Origin of the sequence: Lysobacter sp. TAB13 (assembly GCF_052113885.1) — a bacterium.
Lineage (GTDB): Bacteria > Pseudomonadota > Gammaproteobacteria > Xanthomonadales > Xanthomonadaceae > Lysobacter > Lysobacter gummosus.
In genome coordinates, this window is record NZ_JBFRDR010000003.1 from 176516 (window position 1) to 200535 (window position 24020).

At 65.0% G+C, this 24020-nt stretch carries 20 protein-coding genes and 3 tRNA genes; 4 read left to right on the forward strand and 19 right to left on the reverse strand.

Annotation, left to right across the window (positions count from 1 at the left end):
• Positions 1-11: 11 nt before the first annotated feature.
• Together AB4Y92_RS05480 and AB4Y92_RS05485 are read right to left on the reverse strand one after the other, a co-directional pair.
• Positions 12-1586 (reverse strand): PepSY-associated TM helix domain-containing protein, encoded by a 1575-nt coding sequence (locus AB4Y92_RS05480; RefSeq protein WP_441818715.1) that lies wholly within the window; start codon positions 1584-1586, stop codon positions 12-14.
• A 10-nt stretch (positions 1587-1596) separates the two neighbouring features.
• The gene (locus AB4Y92_RS05485) at positions 1597-1854 is read right to left on the reverse strand and encodes a hypothetical protein (RefSeq protein WP_441818716.1); all 258 of its coding nucleotides are present in this window, start codon (positions 1852-1854) and stop codon (positions 1597-1599) included.
• A 431-nt stretch (positions 1855-2285) separates the two neighbouring features.
• Between AB4Y92_RS05485 and AB4Y92_RS05490 the strand changes: the two genes are divergently transcribed.
• Both AB4Y92_RS05490 and AB4Y92_RS05495 read left to right on the forward strand, forming a co-directional pair.
• Positions 2286-3287, forward strand: coding sequence for a TraB/GumN family protein (locus AB4Y92_RS05490; RefSeq protein WP_441818717.1), 1002 nt, complete (start codon positions 2286-2288; stop codon positions 3285-3287).
• Between the two features lie 120 nt (positions 3288-3407).
• Positions 3408-3479 (forward strand) — tRNA-Pro (locus tag AB4Y92_RS05495).
• Positions 3480-3648: 169 nt separating this feature from the next.
• Here AB4Y92_RS05495 and AB4Y92_RS05500 read toward each other — a convergent pair.
• The 11 genes from AB4Y92_RS05500 to thrS form a co-directional block, all read right to left on the reverse strand.
• Positions 3649-3855, reverse strand: a complete 207-nt coding sequence (locus AB4Y92_RS05500; RefSeq protein WP_441818718.1) for a hypothetical protein — start codon at positions 3853-3855, stop codon at positions 3649-3651.
• Between the two features lie 188 nt (positions 3856-4043).
• Positions 4044-4120: transfer RNA gene (locus tag AB4Y92_RS05505), tRNA-Pro, on the reverse strand.
• Positions 4121-4262: 142 nt separating this feature from the next.
• Complete coding sequence (locus tag AB4Y92_RS05510) at positions 4263-4619, reverse strand: MerR family transcriptional regulator (protein WP_057943702.1); 357 nt, start codon at positions 4617-4619, stop codon at positions 4263-4265.
• The gene (locus AB4Y92_RS05515) at positions 4600-4914 is read right to left on the reverse strand and encodes an integration host factor subunit alpha (RefSeq protein WP_036101930.1); all 315 of its coding nucleotides are present in this window, start codon (positions 4912-4914) and stop codon (positions 4600-4602) included. The genes AB4Y92_RS05510 and AB4Y92_RS05515 overlap by 20 nt, the downstream gene beginning before the upstream one ends.
• Positions 4915-4966: 52 nt before the next feature.
• On the reverse strand, positions 4967-7375 hold the full coding sequence (pheT, locus tag AB4Y92_RS05520; protein WP_441818719.1) for a phenylalanine--tRNA ligase subunit beta: 2409 nt from the start codon (positions 7373-7375) through the stop codon (positions 4967-4969).
• A gap of 133 nt (positions 7376-7508) precedes the next feature.
• A complete protein-coding gene (pheS, locus tag AB4Y92_RS05525; RefSeq protein WP_441818720.1) occupies positions 7509-8519 on the reverse strand; it encodes a phenylalanine--tRNA ligase subunit alpha in 1011 nt (336 codons plus the stop codon).
• 111 nt (positions 8520-8630) lie between these two features.
• A complete protein-coding gene (locus AB4Y92_RS05530) occupies positions 8631-8903 on the reverse strand; it encodes a hypothetical protein (protein WP_441818721.1) in 273 nt (90 codons plus the stop codon).
• Positions 8904-9054: 151 nt separating this feature from the next.
• Positions 9055-9414, reverse strand: a complete 360-nt coding sequence (rplT, locus tag AB4Y92_RS05535; protein ID WP_057943706.1) for a 50S ribosomal protein L20 — start codon at positions 9412-9414, stop codon at positions 9055-9057.
• Between the two features lie 12 nt (positions 9415-9426).
• Positions 9427-9624, reverse strand: coding sequence for a 50S ribosomal protein L35 (rpmI, locus tag AB4Y92_RS05540; RefSeq protein ID WP_027083463.1), 198 nt, complete (start codon positions 9622-9624; stop codon positions 9427-9429).
• 455 nt (positions 9625-10079) lie between these two features.
• On the reverse strand, positions 10080-10604 hold the full coding sequence (gene infC, locus AB4Y92_RS05545; protein WP_441818823.1) for a translation initiation factor IF-3: 525 nt from the start codon (positions 10602-10604) through the stop codon (positions 10080-10082).
• A gap of 73 nt (positions 10605-10677) precedes the next feature.
• Complete coding sequence (gene thrS, locus AB4Y92_RS05550) at positions 10678-12579, reverse strand: threonine--tRNA ligase (protein ID WP_441818722.1); 1902 nt, start codon at positions 12577-12579, stop codon at positions 10678-10680.
• A 554-nt stretch (positions 12580-13133) separates the two neighbouring features.
• On the opposite strand from thrS, the gene AB4Y92_RS05555 reads away from it, so the two are divergent.
• Together AB4Y92_RS05555 and AB4Y92_RS05560 are read left to right on the forward strand one after the other, a co-directional pair.
• On the forward strand, positions 13134-14951 hold the full coding sequence (locus tag AB4Y92_RS05555) for an ABCB family ABC transporter ATP-binding protein/permease (protein ID WP_441818723.1): 1818 nt from the start codon (positions 13134-13136) through the stop codon (positions 14949-14951).
• The gene (locus tag AB4Y92_RS05560) at positions 14948-16084 is read left to right on the forward strand and encodes a hypothetical protein (RefSeq protein ID WP_441818724.1); all 1137 of its coding nucleotides are present in this window, start codon (positions 14948-14950) and stop codon (positions 16082-16084) included. Before AB4Y92_RS05555 ends, AB4Y92_RS05560 begins: the two co-directional genes overlap by 4 nt.
• A 143-nt stretch (positions 16085-16227) precedes the next feature.
• Here the strand turns inward: AB4Y92_RS05560 and AB4Y92_RS05565 are convergent, their stop codons facing one another.
• The 6 genes from AB4Y92_RS05565 to AB4Y92_RS05590 form a co-directional block, all read right to left on the reverse strand.
• Complete coding sequence (locus tag AB4Y92_RS05565) at positions 16228-16395, reverse strand: hypothetical protein (RefSeq protein WP_441818725.1); 168 nt, start codon at positions 16393-16395, stop codon at positions 16228-16230.
• A gap of 483 nt (positions 16396-16878) precedes the next feature.
• Positions 16879-16953 (reverse strand) — tRNA-Val (locus AB4Y92_RS05570).
• A 106-nt stretch (positions 16954-17059) separates the two neighbouring features.
• On the reverse strand, positions 17060-19090 hold the full coding sequence (gene uvrB, locus AB4Y92_RS05575) for an excinuclease ABC subunit UvrB (protein ID WP_441818726.1): 2031 nt from the start codon (positions 19088-19090) through the stop codon (positions 17060-17062).
• A 159-nt stretch (positions 19091-19249) separates the two neighbouring features.
• Positions 19250-19702: a type IV pilin protein gene (locus AB4Y92_RS05580; RefSeq protein WP_441818727.1), complete on the reverse strand. Its 453-nt coding sequence runs from the start codon at positions 19700-19702 to the stop codon at positions 19250-19252.
• A 12-nt stretch (positions 19703-19714) separates the two neighbouring features.
• Positions 19715-23488 (reverse strand): pilus assembly protein, encoded by a 3774-nt coding sequence (locus AB4Y92_RS05585; protein WP_441818728.1) that lies wholly within the window; start codon positions 23486-23488, stop codon positions 19715-19717.
• A gap of 10 nt (positions 23489-23498) precedes the next feature.
• A complete protein-coding gene (locus tag AB4Y92_RS05590; protein ID WP_441818729.1) occupies positions 23499-24017 on the reverse strand; it encodes a pilus assembly PilX family protein in 519 nt (172 codons plus the stop codon).
• Positions 24018-24020: the final 3 nt, after the last annotated feature.

Sequence of the window (24020 nt, forward strand, 5' to 3'; positions counted from 1 at the left end):
CGCGCGTCTCCTCAGCGATCCGCGAGCGCGGGTTGGTTGGCGCCGGCGCGATCGTTGCGGCGCGGCTTACGCGCTTCGACCGGCAGGCGCGCCTTGACGAACGAATGCCGCGCCAGCGCAGCGAAGCCGGCGGCGAGCGCGAGCGCGGTCAGATCCACCGCCGCCAACGACCAATCGCCGCGGCCGATCGTCGCGAACAGGTGGCTGTTCGGCGCGGTGGCGAAATTGACCAGCGGAATCAGCGCGAACGCGCCGGCGTTGATCGCGAAGAACTGGCCCCATCCGCGCTTGTGCACCGCTGGAATCGCCGCGTACAAGGTCGCGGCGATCCACACCGCGCAGAACACGGCGATCTCCACGTTGGCGCGCGCGGCGACATCGGCGGGGATCAAACGATTGCCGATCACCATCGCCGCGCTCGCCAGCGGCAGGCCGCCGACCACGCCCAGGTTCAAGGCCTGCACCAGCGCATAGCCCGATACGTTGCCGGCCTCGGCGATCTTCTTCGCGCGCTTGCTCACCCACACCTGCATGCCGCTGGCGATCATCACGCAGCCGGCGATGCCCATGACGAAGTACAGCCAGCGCAGCGCGCTGCCGCCCCACTGCGCCATGTGCATGCCGCCGATGAAGGTATAGGTCTGGTAGCCCGGCGCCATCGGCCCGGACTGGTGCAGGAACTTGCCGTCGTTGGCGTCGTAGAACACCGAGCGGTAGTTCCAGGCCACATCGCGGCTGTGGTCGCCGCCGAAGGAAATCGTCGCGCTGGTGTCGTCGGGATGGTGCACGCTGACCCAGGTGACCGGCTGGCCCAGGCGCGCGCGCGCGTCGGCGACCAGCTTGTCGATCGGATAGATGCTCTTGAGCGCCTTGTGCGTTTCTGGCCGCTCGTAGCTGTCGCTGGCCTCGATGAAGAACTTCTCCGCATCGCCGTTGTAGGCCGCGAACAAGCCCGCCGGCATGTAGTTGGCGACGAAGATCGCCACGCCCGTGTAGGCGATCATCAGATGAAACGGCAGCCCGAGCACGCCAGTGAGGTTATGTCCGTCCAGCCACGCGCGCTGGCCGCCGTTCTTCGGCCGGAAGGTGAAGAAGTCCTTGAAGATGCGCTTGTGAATCACGATGCCGGTCAGGATCGCGATCAGCATGAACATACCGGCCAGGCCGACGATGTACATACCCAAGGTTTGGGCATGCAGGTTGTAGTGCAGGGTGAAGAAGAACTCGCCGCCGGCGGTTTCGGGAATCTTCTGCCCATTGGCCGGATCGAGCGTGACCAGGTCCGGCGTGCCGGCGTCGTAGTACACGCCGCCTTCCAGCGACTTGCCGCGCTCGCCGGGCAAGGTGAGGTAGTACGCATGCGGATGCGGCTTGGCGATCTTCTGCAACCGCTCGACCGCATTGGCCAGATTGACGCTGTCGGCGCTGCGCTCGTGGCCGTGCAGCGCCGGCTGCATCCAGTGGGTGAGTTCCTTGTCGAAGCAGGCGATGGTGCCGCCGACGAAGATCACGAACAGCAGCCAGCCGATCACCAACCCGGCCCAGGTGTGCAGCCACGCCATCGCTTGCGAGAACGTATTCTTCATGCGCGTCTCCTTACGGCCGGGCCGCGGCTTCGGGGAACAACGCCGCGATGCCGTACATCGCCGCCGCCCACAGTGTCAGCACCCAACATGCGCGCCAGGCGCTGCGCGCGGCGAAGGCGTACATCGCAGCGGCGCACCAAACGAAGAAGCAGAGCAAACTTGCCGCAACCACCCTGTCGCTTCGCGCAAACGGCAACACCAAAGTGCCGAACGCGGTGAATCCATACGCGACCAGATAACCGATCACGCTCGCGGCGATCGCGCGCACAGCAACCGCGCCGCGATACCGCCAGGACAACTTCGCGCGAGGCTTGCGCGCCGGCGCGTTGGCGGAAGCGGACGACGCGCTCGCGTGCGTTCGTTGCGAAACATGCGCGCGCGCGCCGTGAGGCGCAGGCGCGGCAGCCGGATTGGCGAGGGTGTCGGTCATGCGGTATCGATAGCGAAGGACGGCCGAGCCGGGGCGGCATCCTGCCGGGCCGGCGGGCGCTCGCGCAGGCGGGCCAGCGGGCAGTCTAATTGGCAATAGTTCTCATTTGCAAACCCCGCCGTATCGCATTCGGGATCGAATCGATGCCGCAAAGCCGCCTTGCCGCAGCGGTCGGGTTACATACCAGTACACAGTTGCCGTCACCGACCGGCTACGATCCGGCTTCCGCCCAGCCCCGGCTTGCCCGCCTTCCCCCAGGAGCGCCACGGATGCGTCGTGTCTTCATCGCCCTCGTCCTGACCGGCCTGTTGCCCGGCGCCGCGATCGCGCAGACCGCGCCGTCCCCGCCCGCCGGCGCCATCCGCGACATGGACACCCTGGTGGTCACCGGCGAACAACCCGGCCCGGGCATGTGGAAGGTAATGCGCGGCGGCCACGTGCTGTGGATTCTGGGAACCCTCAGCCCGCTGCCCAAAGACATGACCTGGCTGTCGCGCGATGTCGAAGCGACCATCGCCGAATCGCAGGAAGTCATCGCCCCGCCCTCGGTCAGCTTCGGCACCGAACTGGGCGTGTTCCGTACCATGATGCTGATCCCCACCGCGCTGAAGGCGCGCAAGAATCCCGACGGCAAGACGCTGCAGGAAGTGGTGCCGGCCGACCTGTACGCGCGCTGGTCCACGCTGAAGGCGCGTTACATCGGCCGCGACGGCGGAGTGGAGAAATGGCGGCCGATCTTCGCCGCGCAGGAACTCTACGAAGCGGCGATCAAGCAATCGGGCATGAGCCTGAAAGGCGTGGTCCAGCCGGTGGTCGAGAAGACCGCCAAGCAGCACGACGTGCCGATCACCGAGGCGCGGGTGACGTTGAAGATCGACGATCCGAAGGCGACGCTGAAGGAGTTTTCCGCCAGCGCGCTGGACGATCGCGAATGCTTCTCCAAGACCATGGCGCGCATCGAAGGCGACCTGGAATCGATGCGCGCGCGCGGCAACGCCTGGGCGATCGGCGACATCGCCACCTTGCGCACGCTGCCGCAGGGCGATCAATACCGCACCTGCCTGGACGCGCTGGCCGCGACCGGCGTGGCCAAGCGCCTCAACCTGGGCGACCTGCGCCAGCGCGTGACCGCGCAATGGTTGGAGCGCGCGCAGGCGGCGATCGCGAAGAACAACAGCACCTTCGCGACGCTGCCGGTGTCGGACCTGCTGGAGAACGGCGGCCTGCTCGATAAGCTGCGCGATGCGGGGTATACGGTCGAGGATCCTTGAGGTTGGGATTCGGATTCGAAGCCACGACATCCTGCCTCCCTGCCTCCCTGCCTCTGCTCACGTAGCGGAACTTCGGCCCGATGCATTCCACCTACTGCCAGCAGAGCCCGCCACATACCTCGGAGTGGCGAGCTCTGGTAGCGCATCTGCCTGGGGGGCAGAGGGTCGTCGGTTCAAATCCGGCCGTCCCGGCAATGCGAGTCAACACAGCCCTAGCGAAAGCTGGGTTTCTCGTTGGTGAGCGACTGTTTTTCTGCGGAATGCCGATCCCGGCCAAGCGCGGATCAACCCACGAAAACGGCCCGCCGATAGCGATGGGCCGTTCGCAGGCCCGATGTACCGCGAGTGCAGACCGCTGAAATCAGGCGGCGATGCGGGGCGAGGCGGCTGCCGGCCTGGCGTCGCCACGGCCGAACAGTTCGTAGATCCGCCGCAACAGCGCCGGCGTGTCGTCGAAGACTTCGTGATGCAGGCGCAGGCCCGCGTCCTCGCGCGTCCAGAACTTGAGCACCCAGCCGTTGTCGGTGCGCTCGAACTCGCCGGTCTTTTCCAAAGGGGTCGGAGTCATGGGCTTCCTCGCTGTGCCGGCATCCTGCCCTGCCGGTTCGGGTATGGCGCGACGGCCTGAGGCCATTGTCGCCGCCCGCGCTCGCACAGCCTGCGATTGGCCGCGCTCCGGCGCGGCCCGCGAAACCCGATGCGCAAAAACACGAAACCCCGGCTTTTGCCAGGGTCTGCGCGTTGCATATCGAATAATGGTCGGGACGGCCGGATTTGAACCGACGACCCTCTGCCCCCCAGGCAGATGCGCTACCAGGCTGCGCTACGCCCCGACGTGTATTGCGATGTCCGCCCTTGCGAGCGGGCGGCAAGTATAACGTTAACCGCGAGGATTCGGGAAAGGGGATTGGGCATTCGCGAAAAAACGCGGCCGGCCCCGGTGCATCCCTGACCTTAAGATCCCGTCGCTACGCCTCAGCGCCGCAACAGGTGCAGGACTTCTTCCAGCTCCATCCGGACCTGCTTGACGATCTGCGAACTCAGCGCCGATTCGTCCTTGCCGGCCTCGCCTTCCAGGCGCAGACGCGCGCCGCCGATGGTGTAGCCCTGTTCGTACAGCAGGCCGCGGATCTGCCGCACCATCAGCACTTCGTGGCGCTGGTAGTAACGGCGGTTACCACGGCGCTTGACCGGATTGAGGGTCGGAAACTCGGTTTCCCAGTAGCGCAGCACGTGCGGCTTGACGTCGCACAGCTCGCTGACCTCACCGATGGTGAAGTAACGCTTGGCCGGGATCGGCGGTAATTCTCGGTTACTGCCCGGATCCAGCATGCTCGCCTCCGCTGTAAGCCTCGACGCGTTCCTTCAGCTTCTGGCCCGGACGGAAGGTCACCACCGTGCGCGCCGAGATCGGTATTTCCTCACCGGTCTTCGGATTGCGGCCCGGCCGCTGGTTCTTGCGGCGCAGATCGAAATTGCCGAAGCCCGAGAGCTTCACCTGACGGCCCTGCTCCAGCGCTTCGCGCAATGCGTCGAAGAACGCATCGACGAATTCTTTGGCCTCGCGCTTGTTCAGCCCGACTTCGTCGAACAACCGCTCCGCCATTTCCGCTTTGGTAAGTGCCATTTTGTCCTCTGCGCTACGCCGGGGCTGGGATCGCGATCCAATCGCACCGCGTTCAGGCGCGCAATTTCGCGCCATGTTCCTTTTCGACGGCAGCCGTGACTTCAGCCACCACCGTATCCACATCCCGGTCAGTCAGGGTGCGCGATTCATCCTGCAGAATCAAGCCCATAGCGAGACTCTTGAATCCGGTTTCCACGCCCTTGCCCTGGTAGCGGTCGAACAGCACCAGCTCGCGCAGGCTGGGGCCGGCGGCGGCGTGCACTGTGGCCTGAATAGCCGCCCATGGCACCGAATCGGCGACGATGAAGGCGCGATCGCGACGCACGGACGGATATTTGGACTGCGCCCCGGCCTTCGGAATGGCACGCTCGACCAGCGGGCCGAGATCGAGTTCGAACGCGATCACGTCGCCGTCGTTAACCAACTTCAGGTCCAGCGCGCGTTGCAGGCGCGGGTGCAGCTGGCCGATCCAGCCCAGCCGCTGCTCGCGGCCGCCGTCCACGCGGTAAATGTCCGCCGAACGCCCCGGGTGCGCCCAAACCTGTGCCGAGGGGCGGTAGTCCAGGCGCGCGCCCGATGCCGCGGCGAGGCTGTCGAGATCCCCGCGCAGGTCGTGGAACCCGACCGGCCGGGCGCTCACGCCCCACTGCTCGGCATGGGCCGCGCCGCAGACCGCGGCGGCCACGCGCTGGGTCTCGATGGGCGAGGCGCCCGGGTTGTGCTTGAACACGTTGCCCAGCTCGAACAGGCGCACGCGGTCCTGCTGGCGCGAGGCGTTGCGGCCCAGCGCCGCGACCAGCCCCGGCAGCAGCATCGTGCGCATGACCCCGAGTTCGGCGCTGAGCGGATTGGCCAGCGGCACCGCGCCCTCGCCCGCCTGCCACAGCTCCAGCCAGGCGGCATCGACGAAGGCGTAGTTGACCGCTTCCAGATAATCGCGCGCGGCCAGCTGGCGGCGCACGGTCGCGGTATCGACCCGGGTTTCGCTCGGCGCGACTAGGCGCGAGGCGCCGCCGGGCAGCGTGGTCGGGATCGCGTCGTAGCCGTGGATACGGGCGACTTCTTCGATCAGGTCTTCTTCGATCGCGATATCGAAACGGCGGCTCGGCGGGGTGACGTGCCAGCCGTCGTCGCTGCGCTCCACCGTCAGGCCCAGCGCCTGCAGAATGCGTTCGACTTCGGCATCGGGCACGGTCAGGCCGAGCACCCGCGCCAGGCGCGCGCGGCGCAGCGCGACCGGCTGCGGTTGCGGCAGGTGTTCGGGCAGCGCCGCTTCGATCACCGGGCCGGGACGGCCGCCGGCGATGTCGAGGATCAGGCGCGTGGCGTATTCGATGGCGATGCGCGGCAGTTCCGGATCGACGCCGCGCTCGAAACGGTGGCCGGCGTCGGTGTGCAAGCCGAGCTTGCGGCCGCGGCCGATGATCGCCGCCGGCGCGAAATGCGCCGCTTCCAGGAACACGTTGCGTGTGGCGTCGGTGACGCGGCTGTCGAAGCCGCCCATGATCCCGCCGAGCGCAACCACCCGCTGCGCGTCGCCGCGGCCGTCGGTGATCGCCAGGAACTGCTCGTCCAGGGTCACGTCCTGACCGTTGAGCAGCTTGGTGACCTCGCCCGCTCGCGCGTGGCGCACGCCGACCGGGCCGGTCAGCGTGTCGCGATCGAACGCGTGCATGGGCTGGCCGATATCGAGCATCACGTACTGAGTCACGTCCACCAGCAGCGAGACCGGACGCACGCCGCTGCGGCGCAGGCGTTCGGCCATCCACACCGGGCTCGGCGCGGTCGCATCGACGCCCTCGATCACCCGGCCGCAGTAACGCGGCACGTCGGCGCCGGCATCGAGTTCGACCTGCATCGTCGCCTCGCTCGCGGCCGGCACCGCGGCGATGTCGAGCGCGGTCACGGCGCTGCCGGTGGCGGCGGCGACGTCGAAGGCGATGCCGCGCACGCTGAAGCAGTCGGCGCGGTTCGGGGTCAGCTTGATCTCGATGTTGGCGTCGGGCAGGCCGAGAAACTCCGCCAGCGGCGCGCCGACGACGACGTTGGCCGGCAGTTCGAGCAGGCCCGAGGCATCGGCATCGACACCGAGTTCCTTCGCCGAGCACAACATGCCGAAGGATTCCACGCCGCGCAGCTTGGCCGCCTTGATCGCGATGCCGCCGGGCAGCGTGGCGCCGACCGTGGCCAGCGGCGCGACCAGTCCGGCGCGCGCGTTGGGCGCGCCGCAGACGATCTGCACCATGCCGGCGCCGGTATCGACCTGGCATACCTGCAGGCGATCGGCCTCGGGGTGTTTTTCCGCGCTGACGATGCGCGCGACGACCACGCCGTCCAGCGCCGCGCCGAGCGCGGTGACTTCTTCGACTTCCAGCCCGATCGCGGTCAGGGTCGCGGCGAGTTGCTCGCGCGTGGCGGCGGTCGGGACGTGTTGACGGAGCCAGTTTTCGGAGAATTTCATTGGAAGGCCGGGAATCGAGAATGGGGAATCGAGAATCGGAAGGCGCTACGCGAGACCGGGAAGATTCATCGGAACCCTGAGAGCGGCAGAGCCGCTCTTACGATTCCCGATTCCCCATTCCCGATTCCCGCCCTCAAGCAAACTGCCTGAGAAACCTCACATCGTTCTCGAAGAAGCTGCGCAGATCGTCCACGCCGTAGCGCAGCATGGTCAGGCGCTCCACGCCCATGCCGAAGGCGTAGCCGGTGTAGCGCTCCGGATCGATGCCGACGTTGCGCAGCACGTTCGGATGAACCATGCCGCAGCCCAGAACTTCCAGCCAGCGCGTGCTGCCGTCGGGCTGCTGCCAGGCGATGTCCACTTCGGCCGAGGGCTCGGTGAAGGGGAAATAGCTCGGGCGGAAGCGCATTTCGAAATCGCGCTCGAAGAAGGCGCGCACGAATTCGGCCAGCGTGCCCTTGAGGTCGGCGAAACTGGAGTGTTCGTCGATCAGCAGGCCTTCGCACTGGTGGAACATCGGCGTGTGGGTCTGGTCGCTGTCGCTGCGATACACCTTGCCCAGCGCGATCATGCGCAGCGGCGGCTTGTTGTCCAGCATGTAGCGCACTTGCATGCCCGAGGTGTGGGTGCGCAGCAGGCGCGCGACGCCGGCGCTGTCGGGCGCGAAGTAGAAGGTGTCGTGCATCGCCCGCGCCGGATGGTGCGGCGGGAAGTTCAAGGCTTCGAAGTTATGCCAGTCGTCCTCGATCTCCGGGCCGTCGGCGAGTTCGAAACCCAGGCGGCCGAAGATATCGGCCATGCGCTCCATCGTCCGGCTGACCGGATGCAGGCCGCCGCGCACCGCGTCCAGACCGGGCAGGGTCACGTCGATGGTTTCCGACGCCAGGCGCGCATCGAGCGCGGCGTTGTCCAGCGCGTGCTTGCGCTCGCCTAGCGCGGTGGTCAGCGCGTCGCGCGCCTTGTTGATCGCCTCGCCGGCGTTCTTGCGCTCTTCCGCCGGCAACGCGCCCAGTTGCTTGAGCTGGGCGGTGACGCTGCCGGACTTGCCGAGCAGCGACACGCGCAGCGCTTCGATCGCATCCGACGAAGACGCCGCGGCGATTTCGTCCAGCGCCTGCCGGGTCAATGATTCGATTCCACTCATCGCCTGTCGAACCTCAATGAATTGCGCACCGGCCTCTCGCCGATGCGGTCGCCCCAAAGCCGCGGAGCCATCGTCCGATCCCGCCGGCCCGCGCAGCGGTCCCGGCACGGATCAATCGCCAAAGCTTTCATCCGAAAAACTCAACACCACGTCCGCGCCCATCGTTTCCAGCACCTGCCTGACGCTTTCCAGGTGCTCGGGACGAATGGTCGTGATCACCATCGTCTTGCGCGCGCGGATGTCGCGCTCCAACTGCTTGCGCGCCGCCGGCGAGCCGGCGAATCCGCTGCGCAGACGCTTGGACAATTCCGCGTTCGCGTGGCTGTCCGCGTCGTCCCAATCGCCGGGATTTTCGTCCCAGCCTTTTATCGTCAAGGTTCCCATCGTCATCCGATCCGTCGCCATCGAGCGAAGTACAAGACAATTTCTGAAACTCTAAAACGACAATGGGGAAGGACTTGCGCCCTTCCCCATGCCGAGGTTCCTCTCTAAAAGTCCGCGCATCGATGCGCGGGCTCTCGTGGAGGCATCCGCATTAAGCCGCGAGCGCGCTCTTCGCCTTTTCGGCCAGCGCCGCAAAACCGTTCGCGTCGTGCACGGCGATGTCCGCCAGCACCTTACGGTCGAGGGTAATGCCGGACTTGAGCAGACCGTTCATGAAGCGGCTGTAGCTCAGACCGTTGATGCGGGCCGCCGCGTTGATGCGCGTGATCCACAGCGAACGGAAATTGCGCTTCTTCTGCTTACGGCCGATGTAGGCGTACTGCAGAGCCTTCGTGACCGCCTGCTTGGCGACGCGGAAGACCTTGCGGCGGGCGTGATAGTAGCCCTTGGCCTGCTTCAGGATTTTCTTGTGACGGCGACGCGCCGTAACACCACGTTTAACTCGTGCCATTGTTCAGTCTCCTCACAAATACGGAAGCATGCGGTCCAGACGGCCAGCGTCCTCGGCACGAACATGGTTCGTCTGCCGCAGGTTGCGCTTCCGCTTGGTCGCTTTCTTGGTGAGGATGTGGCTCTTGTTGGCGTGACCGCACTTGTACTTGCCGGAAGCAGTCTTCCGGAAGCGCTTGGCCGCCGCCCGATTGGTCTTGATCTTGGGCATTGCGATGTCCTTTCGGAGGTTTATGTCACTGGCCTGGGCGGTGGCACCGGTGCGCTTGCGCGCGGCCACTCTTTCCGTCCTGCCCTTGCCGGCTTGTAAGTCGTTGATCTAAAACAGATCTACAACAGGTCCGTGATGCAACGTACTGCAAACCCGGAGAACCGGGCCGCACATTATGCGCAGCTTGGCAACCCGATGCAAATCAGCGGTTTAGAATCCCGCCGGAGAGCCGGCTGGAGAGGGCCGGAAGCCGGCTTGGCGCCGGCCTGGCGGCGTCAGCAAGCACTGCCCATGGCCTCGCAGGGCCGATCGTGCCCGGGTCCGGAAGGGACCGGCCATCGATACGAACAAGGGCGCGAAACGCGGCGGCGCCGCCTGCCCAACGAAAAAAGCCGCAAGCGCGACCTCTTCGTCTCGCAAAAAACAAGGGCCGCGAACGCGGCCCCTGCGGTAACTCAGATCTTTTTCTTCGGCGCGATCATCATGACCATCTGCCGCCCTTCCAGGCGCGGACGCGACTCGACCACGATGTCTTCGCCGAGGTCGGCCTCGATCCGGGCCGCCATTTCGCGACCGAGTTCCTGATGGCTCATCTCGCGGCCACGGAAGCGGATGTTGACCTTGACCTTGTCGCCCTCTTCCAGAAAACGGCGCATGTTGCGCAGCTTGATCTGGTAGTCGCCTTCATCGGTGACCGGGCGGAACTTGAGTTCCTTGATCTCGACCTGCTTCTGCTTCTTCTTGGCCTCGTTGGCCTTCTTCTGCTGCTCGAAGCGAAACTTGCCGAAGTCCATGATCTTGCAGACCGGCGGATCGGCATTCGGCTGGATTTCGACCAGATCCAGGGCTTCGTCCTCGGCCATGCGCAGCGCTTCGTCGCGCGTGAGCACGCCGATCATTTCGCCATCGCTGCCGATCACGCGCACTCGCGGTACGCGGATTTCCTGGTTCTTTCGATTCGGCTTCTCGGGGGTACTGATTGTTGGATCTCCAAAGTGATTCAGGCCGTCCCGGACTGGCACCGGGACGGGATCTGTTGCTGGCTGCGCGCGGTTAGCAGGCCGACTCGCCGTTCAAACGCGAGGCGAACTCGGCGACGGTCATCGTCCCCAGGTCTTCCCCAGCCCGCGTGCGCACCGCAATCATGCCATTTTCCTTCTCGCGGTCTCCGGCCACAAGCAGGTACGGCACGCGATCGAGCGTGTGCTCACGAATCTTACGGCCGATTTTTTCATTGCGCAAATCGGCCTCGACCCGGAACCCTTGATTTGCAAGGAGTTTCCGGACATCGGCCACATAATCGGCCTGGGCGTCGGTGATGTTCATGACCGTGGCCTGGACCGGGGCCAGCCAGGCCGGGAACTGGCCGGCGTGGTGTTCGATCAAGATTCCGATGAAACGCTCCATCGAGCCGACGATGGCCCGGTGAAGCATGACCGGCGTCCGCCGCTGGCTGTGTTCGTCCACGTATTCCGCGCCCAGACGGCCCGGCATCATGAAATCGACCTGCATCGTGCCCAACTGCCAGGTACGGCCGATCGCGTCCTTGAGGTGGTATTCGATCTTCGGGCCGTAGAAGGCGCCCTCGCCCGGCAGCTCCTGCCATTCTACCCCGCACGCCGACAGGGCGCTGCGCAGGGCGGTTTCGGCCTTGTCCCAGGTGGCGTCGTCGCCCAGGCGCGAATCCGGGCGCAGGGCGATCTTGATCTGGATCTCTTCGAAGCCGAAGTGCTGGTAGACCGCCAGCGCCTGCTGGTGGAACGCGGTCACTTCGGCCTCGATCTGGTCTTCCAGGCAGAAGATGTGGCCGTCGTCCTGGGTGAAGCCGCGCACGCGCAGGATGCCATGCAGCGCGCCGGAGGGCTCGTTGCGATGGCAGGCGCCGAATTCGCCGTAGCGGATCGGCAGGTCGCGGTAGCTGTGCAGCCCCTGGTTGAACACCTGGACGTGGCCCGGGCAGTTCATCGGCTTGATCGCGTAGGTGCGCTTCTCCGACTCGGTGAAGAACATGTTCTCCTTGTAGTTGTCCCAGTGGCCGGACTTCTGCCACAGCGACACGTCCAGGATCTGCGGGCAGCGCACTTCGCCGTAGCCGCTGTCGCGATAGACCTTGCGCATGTACTGCTCGACCACCTGCCACACCGACCAGCCCTTGGGATGCCAGAACACCAGGCCCGGGGCTTCTTCCTGCAGGTGGAACAGGTCCTGCTGCTTGCCGATCTTGCGGTGGTCGCGCTTCTCGGCCTCTTCCACGCGCTGGATGTAGGCGGCCAGTTGCTTCTTGTCGGCCCAGGCGGTGCCGTAGATGCGCTGCAGCTGTTCGTTCTTGGAATCGCCGCGCCAGTACGCGCCGGAGATGCGCGTGAGCTTGAAGGCCTTGAGGAAGCGCGTATTGGGCACGTGCGGGCCGCGGCACATGTCCACGTATTCCTCGTGGTAGTACAGGCCCATGGCCTTTTCTTCCGGCATGTCCTCGACCAGGCGCAGCTTGTAGTCCTCGCCGCGCGAGGCGAACACTTCGATGACTTCCGCGCGCGGGGTGACCTTCTTGATCACGTCGTAGTCTTTGTCGATCAGCTGGACCATGCGCGCTTCGATCGCGGCCAGATCCTCCGGCGTGAACGGGCGTTCGTACCAGATGTCGTAGTAGAAGCCTTCGTCGATGACCGGGCCGATCACCATCTTCGCGGTCGGGTACAGCTGCTTGACCGCGTGGCCGACCAGGTGGGCGCAGGAGTGGCGGATGATCTCGACGCCCTCGGGGTCCTTGGGCGTGATGATGCGCAGCTTGACGTCGTGGTCGATGCGGTCGCTGGCATCGACCAGCTTGCCGTCGACTTCGCCGGCGACGGTGGCCTTGGCCAGGCCGGCGCCGATCGAGGCGGCGACGTCCATGATGGATACGGGTTGTTCGAATTCGCGGCGGCTGCCGTCGGGGAGCGTAATGGCGATCATGACGGGGTCTTCGTAGGCGGAAACGTTGCGGTGAGCGGCCGCGCCGGCCGGCGGCGACCTTGCGGGGTCGGACCTGCGGCGGCGGCGGGGAACCAGGATTCGGTGCGGAGGCGGTATGGATCGAGCGAACGGGCCGGCGCGGTGAACTTCAGCCGGACATCGCCGGGCCATCGGCGGCAAGAAAAAAGCGCCGCGAGGGCGCCTGCGTGTGCGGGGGCCTCGGACGGTTCAGCGATGGGCGCGGGTAGTGTCCATGTCGCACGCTCGGCCGGCGGGTTCGCGGGCCACCTCGGGTTCGATCGCGGCGGAATGCGGCGATCCGATTCGCTCATATTTGGGTACGCCGCCGGGCAAGTCAACCGCCGTCACGGCGCCTTGCATCGACAATGCCGCCAAGATAGGCAAGCCGCGGGGCTTGGAGTACCGTGGAACGCGACAAGGACGGCCTCCGCAATGGGGACGCGAAGGAAGCGCGAAGGGCACCGGCGACGCCGGTAGCGGCCCGTTCGGCGACCGACGCGACGGGCCGGCCGCCAACCTCTTTCGGGCCCTCGATGAGCGCCACTGCGAACGCCTCCAACGCCGGCACGATCGCGATCTTCCGCCGCCTGCTGCCCACGGTGTGGTTCTACCGCTGGCGGGTGCTGCTCGGCCTGAGCCTGCTGGTGGGCACCAAGCTGGCGACGATCGGGGTGCCGCTGCTGCTCAAGCAGCTGATCGACACGCTGGACCAGAAACCCACTCCGCTGACCGTCCCCGCCCTGCTGCTGATGGCCTACGGCGCGTTGCGCTTGTCTACCTCGGTGCTCCAGGAATTGCGCGGCATTGTGTTCGCGCGGGTGCTGGCTCGGACCTCGCGCGAGATCACTCTGCGGGTATTTTCGCATCTGCATGCGCTGAGCCTGCGGTTCCACCTCGACCGCCGCACCGGCGGCATCACCCGCGATCTCGAACGCGGCATGTCGTCGATCTCGGAACTGCTCGACACCATGCTGTACCTGGTGTTGCCCACGGTCCTGGAAGTGGTGCTGATCTCGGCGATCCTGATCGGGCGCTACGACACCAGCTTCGCCGTGATCACCCTGGGCACCCTGGTGGCCTACGTCGCCTTCACCGTGCACATGACCGAGTGGCGGTTGCGCTACTACCGGGCCATGAACGAGGCCAACACCGAAGCCAGCGCCAATTCGGTGGATTCGCTGCTGAACTACGAGACCGTCAAATACTTCAACAACGAGCGCTACGAAGCGCAGCGCTTCGACAGCAGCCTGCGCGAGCTTGAGGAAGCCGCAGTCAAGAGTCTGAAGACGCTGTCGCTGCTCGGCATCGGCCAGGCGGCGATCGTCGCCATCGGCCTGACCCTGCTGGTGTGGCGCGCGACCGAAGGCGTCATCGCCGGGCGCATGACCCTGGGCGACCTGGTGCTGGTCAACGCCTTCCTGATCCAGCTCGCCGCGCCGCTGAGCTATCTGGGCATGATCTATCGCGAGACCAAGCAGACCCTGTCGAACCTGGAACGCATGTTCGTGCTGCTCGACGAACCGATCGAAGTGCGCGACCCCGTGCCCGCGCCGGAGCTGGTGATACGCGGCGGCGAGGTGAAGTTCGAGCGGGTCTGGTTCTCCTACGACGGCAAGCGGCAAGTGCTGCGCGACGTCGATTTCGTCATCGCGCCGGGCAAGACCCTGGCCGTGGTCGGCACCACCGGCGCCGGCAAATCGACCCTGGCGCGGCTGTTGTACCGCTACTACGACGTCGATGCCGGGCGGGTGTCGATCGACGGCCAGGATCTGCGCGAGGTCGGCCAGGATTCGCTGCGCACCAAGATCGGCGTGGTGCCGCAGGACACGGTGCTGTTCAACGATTCGCTGTACTACAACATCGCCTACGGCCGCCCCAGCGCCAGCCGCGAGGAGGTGGTCGCCGCGGCCCGGGCCGCGCACGTGCACGACTTCATCGAAAGCTTGCCGCAGGGCTACCACACCAACGTCGGCGAACGCGGGCTCAAGCTGTCCGGCGGTGAAAAACAGCGGATCGCCATCGCCCGCACCCTGCTTAAAGACCCGGCGATCCTGATCTTCGACGAAGCCACCTCGGCGCTGGACACGCAGACCGAGAGCGGCATCCAGCTGGAACTGCGCAATGCCGCGCGCGGCCATACCACCCTGGTCATCGCACACCGCTTGTCTACGGTGATCGATGCCGACGAAATCCTCGTGCTCGATCACGGCCGCATCGTCGAGCGCGGCACCCACACCGCCCTGCTGGCCGCGCGCGGCCGCTACGCGATGCTGTGGACGATGCAGCAGCGCCAGGACGACACCCCCGCTCCGCAGTCCCACCCGAACCGCAGCGAAAAAGGACAACCATGACGACATTGATAGTCGCCGACCCGTGGGACCAGCACGCTCAGGCCGTGGCCTGGGCGCTGGACGCCGAGGGTGAGCCGGTCCATATCTGGTACACGCACGATTTTCCGCAGAAGCATCATGTGAGTTTGCGCATCGGCGGCGACTCGCCGCTCAGCGCGGCCGCGCCCGAAGTGTCGCTGTACTGCACCCAACATCGTCACGACTTTCAGGCCCAGGACATCGAGACGGTGTGGCTGCGGCGCTGGTATCAACCGGCCGCCTCGCCCGATCTGCACCCGGCCGACACGCGTTTTTCGCAGGTGGAATCCAACGAGTTCGTGCGCTCGGCGATCAATCTTCTCGACGAGCGTCCGCGCTTCTGGGTCAATTCGGTGCAGGCCAAATCGCGCGCCGACCGCAAAGTCGTGCAGCTGATGAACGCCGCCGCGGTTGGCCTGAAGACTCCGCTGAGCCTGTTTTCCAACGATCCGGAACAGATCCGGGGATTCTTCCGCGAGCACGGCGGCAAGGTCATCTACAAGCCGATCACCGGCGCGGCCTGGGTCGGCGAAGAAACCTCGCACGCCACCTTCACCTCGATCCTCAACGAAGAGCTGCTGCGCAACGACGGCTCGCTGTCGAACGCGCCGGGCATCTACCAGACCCTGCTCGACAAGCGCTACGAATTGCGGGTCACGGTCATGGGCCGCACGGTCGTGGCGGCCAAGATCAAATCGCAGCGCGACGGCAATTATCTGACCGACTGGCGCGCCAACGATTTCGACGAAAGCATGGGCTGCGAGCGCTACGCCATGCCGGCCGAGGTCGAGGCGCGGTGCCTGGCGCTGATGGAGCGGCTGGGGCTGGTGTTCGGCTGCATCGATATCGTCGTCACCACCGCGGGCGACTACGTGTTCCTCGAAGTCAACGAGATGGGCCAGTTCCTTTGGCTGGAGGGCATCAATCCCGACCTGCAGTTGCTCGACTGCTTCGTCCGCTTCCTGCGCAGCCGCGATCCGTGTTTCGTCTACGACTGGCGCGCGCCGGCGTACCGCTATCGCGAATACTGGGAAACCACCCAGGCCGCCGGCGGCAACCTGCCCGACCCAAGCCGCCACGTGGCCCTGCCGCGCACGTTCGAGATGCGCGAGTGAGTGCGCGCCGGTCCGGACGCGTGTCCGGGCCGGCCTTCGGCGCGCGCCGGCGATGTCCGCCGCGAACAATATCCGGCGCAAACAAAAGGGCCAGAGGTGAAGCCACCTCTGGCCCGATCATCTGGCAAACCGAATCGATCGGCTTACGGGATATGGTCGCCGTTGTCGGCGAAATCGATCTCGTTCGTCGGCGCCGTGCGACGGACCGTCGACGCGCTGGCGAACGTGGCGCTGTTGCCGGGAACGTCCAATACCGGGGTTTCGACAGCGACCTTGCGACCGATCAGTCGGGTCTCTTCAACCTGGGACATTGCCTACTCCTTAGCATGTTGCGGCGGATTACCGCAGCCCGAGAATAGGTGCCTGCAGACACAGGCTTCAAGGCGATTTTCGGCATGTTCTGCGGCCATTTCGGCACCTGAAATACGTAATCCCAGGCAAATCAAGAACAAACCGCCGGATTGGGCAAAACTAGCCAAACCAAAGTCGGCAATCCGACCTATTTTTACCCACGAAATTCTGATAATGGCATCGCAGATACCGATGTCCGGATGCGTATCCGGCGGCGAGGAGCGATTTACGTGCCGCCATCGGCGGTGAGGGGCCTGGATCGGCGAACGCGCCGGCCTCGCCCCGCCGGCCGATATCGCTCCCGATCGGCGTCAGGGATGCTCGGGGCCGCGCGGACCCGGGCGATGCGAACCAGGGCGGCCGATCGTCGTCGCCGCGACGCAATCCGATCCCGCAAAAGCAAACGGCGCGACCCGTAAGGCCACGCCGTTTGACCACTTATGTGGTGGGCGGTACAGGGTTCGAACCTGTGACCCCTACCATGTCAAGGTAGTGCTCTACCGCTGAGCTAACCGCCCGTCGCCGACTTGTTTCAACTTCCCGGCGAAGGGCGCGCAGTGTAGCCCACGCGACGGCGGCCCACAAGCCTTTTTCCGCCGCCGGCGCCGCGGCCGCGGGCCCGCCTCAGGCGCCGAAGCCGGCGTCCTTAAGCTTGCGCAGTTGATCGCGCGTCGCCGCGGCTTGCTCGAACTCCAGATCGCGCGCGTGCTGGTACATCTGCTGCTCCAACTGCTTGATCTTGGCCGCGAACTGGGACGGGCTGAGCGCGGCGTATTCGGCCGTTTCCTCGGCCGCCTTGCGGGCCCTGCCGCGCGCCTTGAGCGCTTCGGGATCGACCCGCGCGCCTTCCATGATGTCGGTCACCGCCTTGTCCACCGACTTCGGGATGATGCCGTGCTCCTGGTTGTAGTCGACCTGCTTCTGCCGGCGGCGGTCGGTTTCCTCGATCGCGCGCTGCATCGAGTTGGTGATGCGGTCGGCGTAGAGGATCGCCTTGCCGCGCAGATTGCGCGCGGCGCGGCCGATGGTCTGGATCAGCGAGCCGGTCGAACGCAGGAAGCCTTCCTTGTCCGCGTCGAGGATCGCCACCAGCGACACCTCGGGCATGTCCAGGCCTTCGCGCAACAGGTTGATGCCGACCAGCACGTCGAACTTGCCCAGGCGCAGATCGCGGATGATTTCCACGCGCTCCACGGTCTCGATGTCGGAGTGCAGGTAGCGCACCTTAACCCCGTGCTCGCCCAGGTACTCGGTCAGGTTCTCGGACATGCGCTTGGTCAGGGTGGTGATCAGCACGCGATCGCCCATCGCCACGCGCTCGCGGATTTCGCCGAGCACATCGTCCACCTGGGTGCCGACCGGGCGGATCTCGACCACCGGATCGATCAGGCCGGTGGGCCGCACCAGCAGCTCGGTGATCTGCCCTTCCGACTTGCGCAGCTCATACGGCCCGGGCGTGGCCGATACGTAGATCGCGCGCGGCGAGCGCCCTTCCCACTCCTCGAACCGCAGCGGCCGGTTGTCCAGCGCCGAAGGCATGCGGAAGCCGAATTCGACCAGGGTCTCCTTGCGCGAGCGGTCGCCTTTGTACATCGCGCCGATCTGCGGAATGGTGACGTGCGATTCATCGACCACCAGCAGCGCATCGGGCGGCAGGTAGTCGAACAGGCACGGCGGCGGCTCGCCGGGCATGTGCCCGCTCAGGTGCCGCGAGTAGTTTTCGATGCCGTTGCAGAAACCGACCTCGGCCAGCATTTCCAGGTCGAACTGGGTGCGCTGGGCCAGCCGCTGCGCCTCGACCAGCTTGTTGTTGGCGTACAGGTACTCCAGGCGCTCGCGCAGCTCTTCCTTGATCGTCTCGATCGCATCGAGCACGGTGCGGCGGGTGGTGACGTAGTGCGAGCCGGGGTAGATCGTGAAGCGCGGTACCTTTTCCAGGGTTTCGCCGGTCAGCGGATCGAAAATGGTCAGGTTCTCGATCTCGCCGTCGAACAGCTCGATCCGCAGCGCCTGGGCGTCACTTTCGGCCGGATGCACGTCGATGACTTCGCCGCGCACCCGGTAGGTGGCGCGGCGCAGCTCGGTGTCGTTGCGGTCGTACTGCATTTCGGTGAGGCGGCGGATCAGCTCGCGCTGATCGATGCGCTCGCCGCGCACCATGTGCAGGACCATGCGGAAGTATTCGTTCGGGTCGCCCAGGCCGTAGATCGCCGAGACGGTGCACACGATCAGCGCGTCGCGCCGCTCCAGCAGGGCCTTGGTCGCCGACAGCCGCATCTGCTCGATGTGCTCGTTGACCGAGCTGTCCTTCTCGATGAAGGTATCGCTCGACGGCACATAGGCCTCGGGCTGGTAGTAATCGTAATAGCTGACGAAATACTCGACCGCGTTATGCGGGAAGAACGCCTTGAACTCGCCGTACAGCTGCGCCGCCAGGGTCTTGTTCGGCGCCATCACCAGGGTCGGCTTCTGCACCGCCTGGACCACGTTGGCGATGGTGTAGGTCTTGCCCGAGCCGGTCACGCCGAGCAGGGTCTGCTGCGCCAGTCCGCTCTCGAAGCCCTGCACCAGCTTTTCGATCGCCTGCGGCTGGTCGCCGGCCGGCGAATACGGCGAGATCAATTGGAAACCGGAGGACTGGGAGGTGTCGTCCATCGTGCTGCCCGCGATTGAGCTAATCGGGCAGTTTAGCTAATGCAGTCTCATCGGGTGAGAATGAATGCCGCCGGGCCAGGTCCATCGCCCCGTCGGCAAGAAAAAAGCCCACCCGGGTTGGCGCCTGGGTGGGCTTATCGGAACTGAACCGTTAAACGGTCAGTTCATGTTCCAGCATTCCTTGTGGGCGTCGTCGTTCGGGGTCTTCCGGCCGGCGTTATCGACCGTCAAGGTGCCGCATTTGTCCTTGCTCTGACCGCTGCTGGTGCTGGGCACCGCCTGGAGCTTGAACGTGCTGGAGGTGACCGCGCCGTCGAAGGAAATCGCGTACTGCGGCGTGCCGGTCTTGGGCGATTGCACCGGCGTGCCCCAAATGATGGCCAGACTCGCACCTACATAGGTGTTGTTTGACGTGTAGTAGCGCTCCATCGCCTGCGCAACCTCGACCAGATCGGCCTTGGCCTGCCCACGCCGGCTTTTGCGCACGCTGTCCTGGTAGGTCGGCACCGCGATGCCGACCAGAATGCCAACGATGGCCACCACGACCATGAGCTCCATCAAGGTGAAACCACGGCTCGGGCGCGCAGGCAGATTAACGGTACAAGACTTCATTTCGGTCCCCTGTTATCGGATCTGGCGCCAGGACTGGCGGCCGCACGGTCTGGGCAGATAGATCGGCTGCGAGCCGGAGGTCTGCACCATGACCGAACACTTGCTCGCCACCGCCTTGGCGATTTCTTCGTCGGTCGCGGTAGCCGGCAAGATGTCGCCCTTGGGCGTGGCGACCACGGCGATGTCCTTGACCGGCGCAGTGCCGGTGCCGCTGCCCTGACGCTTCAACTTGACCGCGCCGACGTTGGCGCCGAAGCGGTTGCCGGTAGCCGAACCGATACGCGCGTTGGCCATGCCTGCCGCGCCGCTGAGCGCATCCAGACCGTAGAGCCAGTTATTGCCGTCGGTGGAACAACCGTCGGTGCTGTTGGGATCATAGGTCGGGAAGAACAGGATGCCGTTCTGCAGACGCGGATTACCGATGAAACGCTCGCCAGTCGCCGTCGGATTGCCGTTCTTGGAACGATCGACACCAAGATTGATGTACCAGCCCTTCTTGGTCGCATTCAGGCGATCGCCGGTGACGTCGCGCAGCACGGCGCCGGTGGTATCGACCTCCTCAGTGATGTACTGCTGCTGCAGCTCGCTGCGACCGTTGACCACCGCACCGCGATCGATGATGCCATACGCGCTCTGCATCGCCTTGTCGCTGGGGTCATCACTGAACGAGAAGCTGCCGGTACCGAACAGGACCATCACATCGTTGCCGACCGTGGTCGCCTCCAGGCCACCGAGGATCGGCTGGCGCAGGTTGTAGTCGTCCTTGTAGCGGGCGATGAACAACGGGTTGCCGCCCAGCGCGACCGTGTTGCTGCGCAGGTCGAACTTCCACAGCGCGCCGTTCAAGTCGCCGGCATACACCGTATCGGCGAAACCATCGCGAGCCTCCGTAGTGCTGGTGCCTTGGTAACGATCGATCACCACCACGTTGCCGAGGCCGTTCTTGGTCCGGGTCGGCAGGGTGCCGGTCGTTTCCGTGGCGGTGATGCGGCTCACCTTGCCGTCGGCGATATCGACCAGGAACAGCACGGCCTTGCCGTTGACGCTGTCGTAACCGTTGCCGAAGATCGCCTTCCATTTGATCGCGCCGCCGGCTTCCTTGACCGGAACGATCGCGATCTTGCCTAGGACACTGCCGATATCCTTCGCGCCATTGGCGTCACCGGACATGTCGTTGACTTCCCACAGCACGCTCAGTGCGTTCTGGTTGCTCATATCGAGCGCGAACACGCCGCGGCCACCCGCGCCGACGCTGGCCGCCAGAACCGTCTTCCAGGCACTGCCGTCGTGCGCATCGGACACGGTCGCCAGACCATCGACGAAGTAGCGATGCTGGAAGACTTGATCGTTGCGATCGGAGGCGCGGTACGGGAACAGCAGATTGCCCATATGGCCGACCGAGGTCGCCGGGATGTAGGCGAAAGCTTCCGCACCGGTGTCGCCGTTGAACGCATGGAACATGCCGTCGTTGGCGCCAACGTAGACGAACGTCGAGCGGGCGGTGCGCTTGGTGGTGAGGTAGTTGGCGTAATTCAGCACGTCGCTGGTGAGGCCGTCGGCGCTGCGCAGGCTGCGGTAACCGTAGTCGTCGCCCTTGGAGGAAACGATCGGCGTCGAGTTGACGATATCGCCGAGCAACGTGGTGCGCTTACGCAGCTTTCCGCCGTCGTTGGCTTTGTCGCCACGCAGATACGCTACTGCTTCAGCACCTGTCACACCGCCGTCGATGCGGTTGAATTTACCGGCGCAGTTCTGCAATGCGTCGCTGCACAGCGCGGCAAGCACGGTCGCATCGGTAGCGCCCAGGGCCGTGGCGGTGAAATCCGCCACCGTCGGCTTGACGCTGCCGGCCGTGGTCTTGCCGAACCGGACGGTGCGCCCGGCGGCCTTGATACCGGCCGAAGCCTCCCACTTGGTGGTGAAAGTAATGTTGCCGGTGACCGGATCGTTGGTCGCCGAGTACGCCGTCAGACGGCTGAACCAGTCGGTGCCGTTGTTGGCTTGCTCATACGTCGGCTCCACCGACAGGGTGTTCGACCCGACGCGCGAACCGACCAGACCGATGCTGCCCGAGGGCGTGGCACCGCCGCCGACCGACGCCAGAATCTCGCGCATCGCCGAGGTGATGTCCGCCGGAGTGGTCGCATTGATGAACTTGCCGCGCGCGTTCATCGTCGCGTGCCAGATTTCATCCACCGTGCTCGGTGCATCATCCTGGTAGGCGCGCCAGGCCGGGTAGCCCGCGGGCGTGTACGGATCCGGCGTATTGGTCACCGGGTCGTAGGTCTTGCCGTAGATATCGCCCTTGGCGCCGAGCGTGACACCATAAAAATTCATATGCGGATCGGCGCGGCAATCCAGCTTGGGATCGTTAGGCGTGGTCTTGCAGGCTTCCGGCACAGGAACCTTGCCCAGTCCCAAGTCGCTACGCAACGTGTCCTTGTAATACAGAGCCGCGGTATCAGCCATGGTGTCCGCGAAAGAATCCTTCAACGGAGCCGGCATATCAGCGTCTTGCGAGCCGACCGCCGGGCCGCCGCCGTTGCTGTAACCGTCGGTAAAGAGCATGCCCGCATTGATCTGGCAGGCGTACTTGACCGGCGCTCCCGCATCGGTGCGCTTGAACTGCTTACCCACCTGCTCGACCGCGAAACGGTTCGGCGTGCCGCCGCCAGCAGTCAGCGTGAGCAGCTGATTGTTGTACAGGTTCGCCTTTTCGGCTGCGACCGACATGTCGCGCATCTGAACGTCGGTGTACGTGCCGTTGATGGTGAACATGCCCACGCGCATCTTCTCGGTGCGCTCCAGCGACAAGGTCAACGCGGCCTTCATCGCACGGATGCGGTTGCCGTAGAAGCTGAACCAATTGGCGAAATTCTGAATCGCCAGGGCGTAGTTGCCGGCCGAATAATTGCCCGACTTGATTTCGTACTTATAGAGATCGCAACCGTCTCCGCACGCATTCTTGGCTAACGTCGGCGTGGCGGTGTAACCCCAGGCCGCGCCGGCGGTCGCCGATTTCAGATAGAACGTCGCCGGGTAATACTCGATGAGCACGGTGCAATTGCCACCCATGGTCACCGCGTTGGTCAAGGTTCGCCACGTGTTGCCGCTCGAAAGACTGCCGCAGCCACCATCGGCGTAGTACACCGTGCCCTTGGGCAAGATCGCGCCCCTGGGAACGTAGAAATATTCGTCCCCAGATCCGGTGCCCCGCCAGTTCGATGCCAGATTGATCGCCGGCGTGGCGCTATCGGGATTCACCCGTGTCGCGGAGACGCTCGCCTGCGGATAGTCCACGATCTGGTTGCTGGCGTCGGGCTTTTTCCAGGGCGAATACGTCACGCCCGGATTGAAGTACGCAGGATTCACATCGGACGAACGAGCGAACCCGAAGTTGTCGATCGGCGCGATGGCCTTACGCGAATTGGCAATACGGTAACCGTCGGACGGAATCGTGTGATGGAACTGATTCACGTCATAACTGTCGTTCTGCGTGCGCAGACGCGCGTTCGCTCCGCTACCGATAAAATAGCCGTTGGTCGAGGCCGCATCGTTCTCCCAGAACGCCGCGCCGTCGGCGCCCGGGAACAAGGTCTGGAAGGTCATCGAACCGGAGTTATCGACCGCCATGACGAACGCGGGCGGCACCGACACGCTCGAGTTCAACGGCGTCTGCGCCAACGAACCACCAGCCTGGATGGCGTTGGCGTTGTACAACCAATAACCGCCGGCGCCGACGGCGATTGCCAGCGGAAGTGCGAGGTATACGCGCGGGGAAGTCATGACGTTACCCTCAGGGTACGAAAATGGTGTCGATGACGGCGTCCGAACCGGGGTTCGTGCCGTGGTCCACGGCGTAGGCCGTGACCTGGAAGATCAGATTGGTGTTCTCGCTCAGCGGCGCAGTGCCCATGCCGATGCCCGAGCCGCCGGAAACGCATTCGTCGATACGGCGAGTGAAACTCAGCTTGGCCGGCAACGGATCGGCGTATTTGAGTTTCTCGGCCCAACCCGAGGGATCGAAGCCCGAGGTGCACAGGGGCTGATCCAGGTCGATCGCCTCGGTGCCGCCGCTCTGGACCTGACGTTGCAAATCGCTTTCTTTTCCGCGCGCGCGGCCTTCGGCGTTCTGGAAGGCCATGTTGGTCGAGCGATAGCTCGAGGTCATGCGCTCCTGCAAACCGGTCACCTGCATCGCGGTAATGCCGATCAGCGCCAACAAAACCAGCATGATCAGCGCGACGTACAACACCGCGCCGCGCTGGGCGGAGGGCGGTGTCGGGAAAGCGCGCCTGATACGGATCGTATTCATGTC

Coding starts and splice junctions, on each gene's coding strand:
- AB4Y92_RS05560 (WP_441818724.1), top strand. CDS start 14,948: ATGACGACATTGATAGTCGCCGACCCGTGGGACCAGCACGCTCAGGCC.
- AB4Y92_RS05585 (WP_441818728.1), bottom strand. CDS start 23,488: ATGACTTCCCCGCGCGTATACCTCGCACTTCCGCTGGCAATCGCCGTC.
- AB4Y92_RS05555 (WP_441818723.1), top strand. CDS start 13,134: ATGAGCGCCACTGCGAACGCCTCCAACGCCGGCACGATCGCGATCTTC.
- AB4Y92_RS05500 (WP_441818718.1), bottom strand. CDS start 3,855: ATGACTCCGACCCCTTTGGAAAAGACCGGCGAGTTCGAGCGCACCGAC.
- pheT (WP_441818719.1), bottom strand. CDS start 7,375: ATGAAATTCTCCGAAAACTGGCTCCGTCAACACGTCCCGACCGCCGCC.
- uvrB (WP_441818726.1), bottom strand. CDS start 19,090: ATGGACGACACCTCCCAGTCCTCCGGTTTCCAATTGATCTCGCCGTAT.
- thrS (WP_441818722.1), bottom strand. CDS start 12,579: ATGATCGCCATTACGCTCCCCGACGGCAGCCGCCGCGAATTCGAACAA.
- AB4Y92_RS05515 (WP_036101930.1), bottom strand. CDS start 4,914: ATGGCACTTACCAAAGCGGAAATGGCGGAGCGGTTGTTCGACGAAGTC.
- AB4Y92_RS05590 (WP_441818729.1), bottom strand. CDS start 24,017: ATGAATACGATCCGTATCAGGCGCGCTTTCCCGACACCGCCCTCCGCC.
- AB4Y92_RS05565 (WP_441818725.1), bottom strand. CDS start 16,395: ATGTCCCAGGTTGAAGAGACCCGACTGATCGGTCGCAAGGTCGCTGTC.
- rpmI (WP_027083463.1), bottom strand. CDS start 9,624: ATGCCCAAGATCAAGACCAATCGGGCGGCGGCCAAGCGCTTCCGGAAG.
- AB4Y92_RS05580 (WP_441818727.1), bottom strand. CDS start 19,702: ATGAAGTCTTGTACCGTTAATCTGCCTGCGCGCCCGAGCCGTGGTTTC.
- AB4Y92_RS05480 (WP_441818715.1), bottom strand. CDS start 1,586: ATGAAGAATACGTTCTCGCAAGCGATGGCGTGGCTGCACACCTGGGCC.
- AB4Y92_RS05510 (WP_057943702.1), bottom strand. CDS start 4,619: ATGCTGGATCCGGGCAGTAACCGAGAATTACCGCCGATCCCGGCCAAG.
- rplT (WP_057943706.1), bottom strand. CDS start 9,414: ATGGCACGAGTTAAACGTGGTGTTACGGCGCGTCGCCGTCACAAGAAA.
- pheS (WP_441818720.1), bottom strand. CDS start 8,519: ATGAGTGGAATCGAATCATTGACCCGGCAGGCGCTGGACGAAATCGCC.
- AB4Y92_RS05530 (WP_441818721.1), bottom strand. CDS start 8,903: ATGGGAACCTTGACGATAAAAGGCTGGGACGAAAATCCCGGCGATTGG.
- AB4Y92_RS05490 (WP_441818717.1), top strand. CDS start 2,286: ATGCGTCGTGTCTTCATCGCCCTCGTCCTGACCGGCCTGTTGCCCGGC.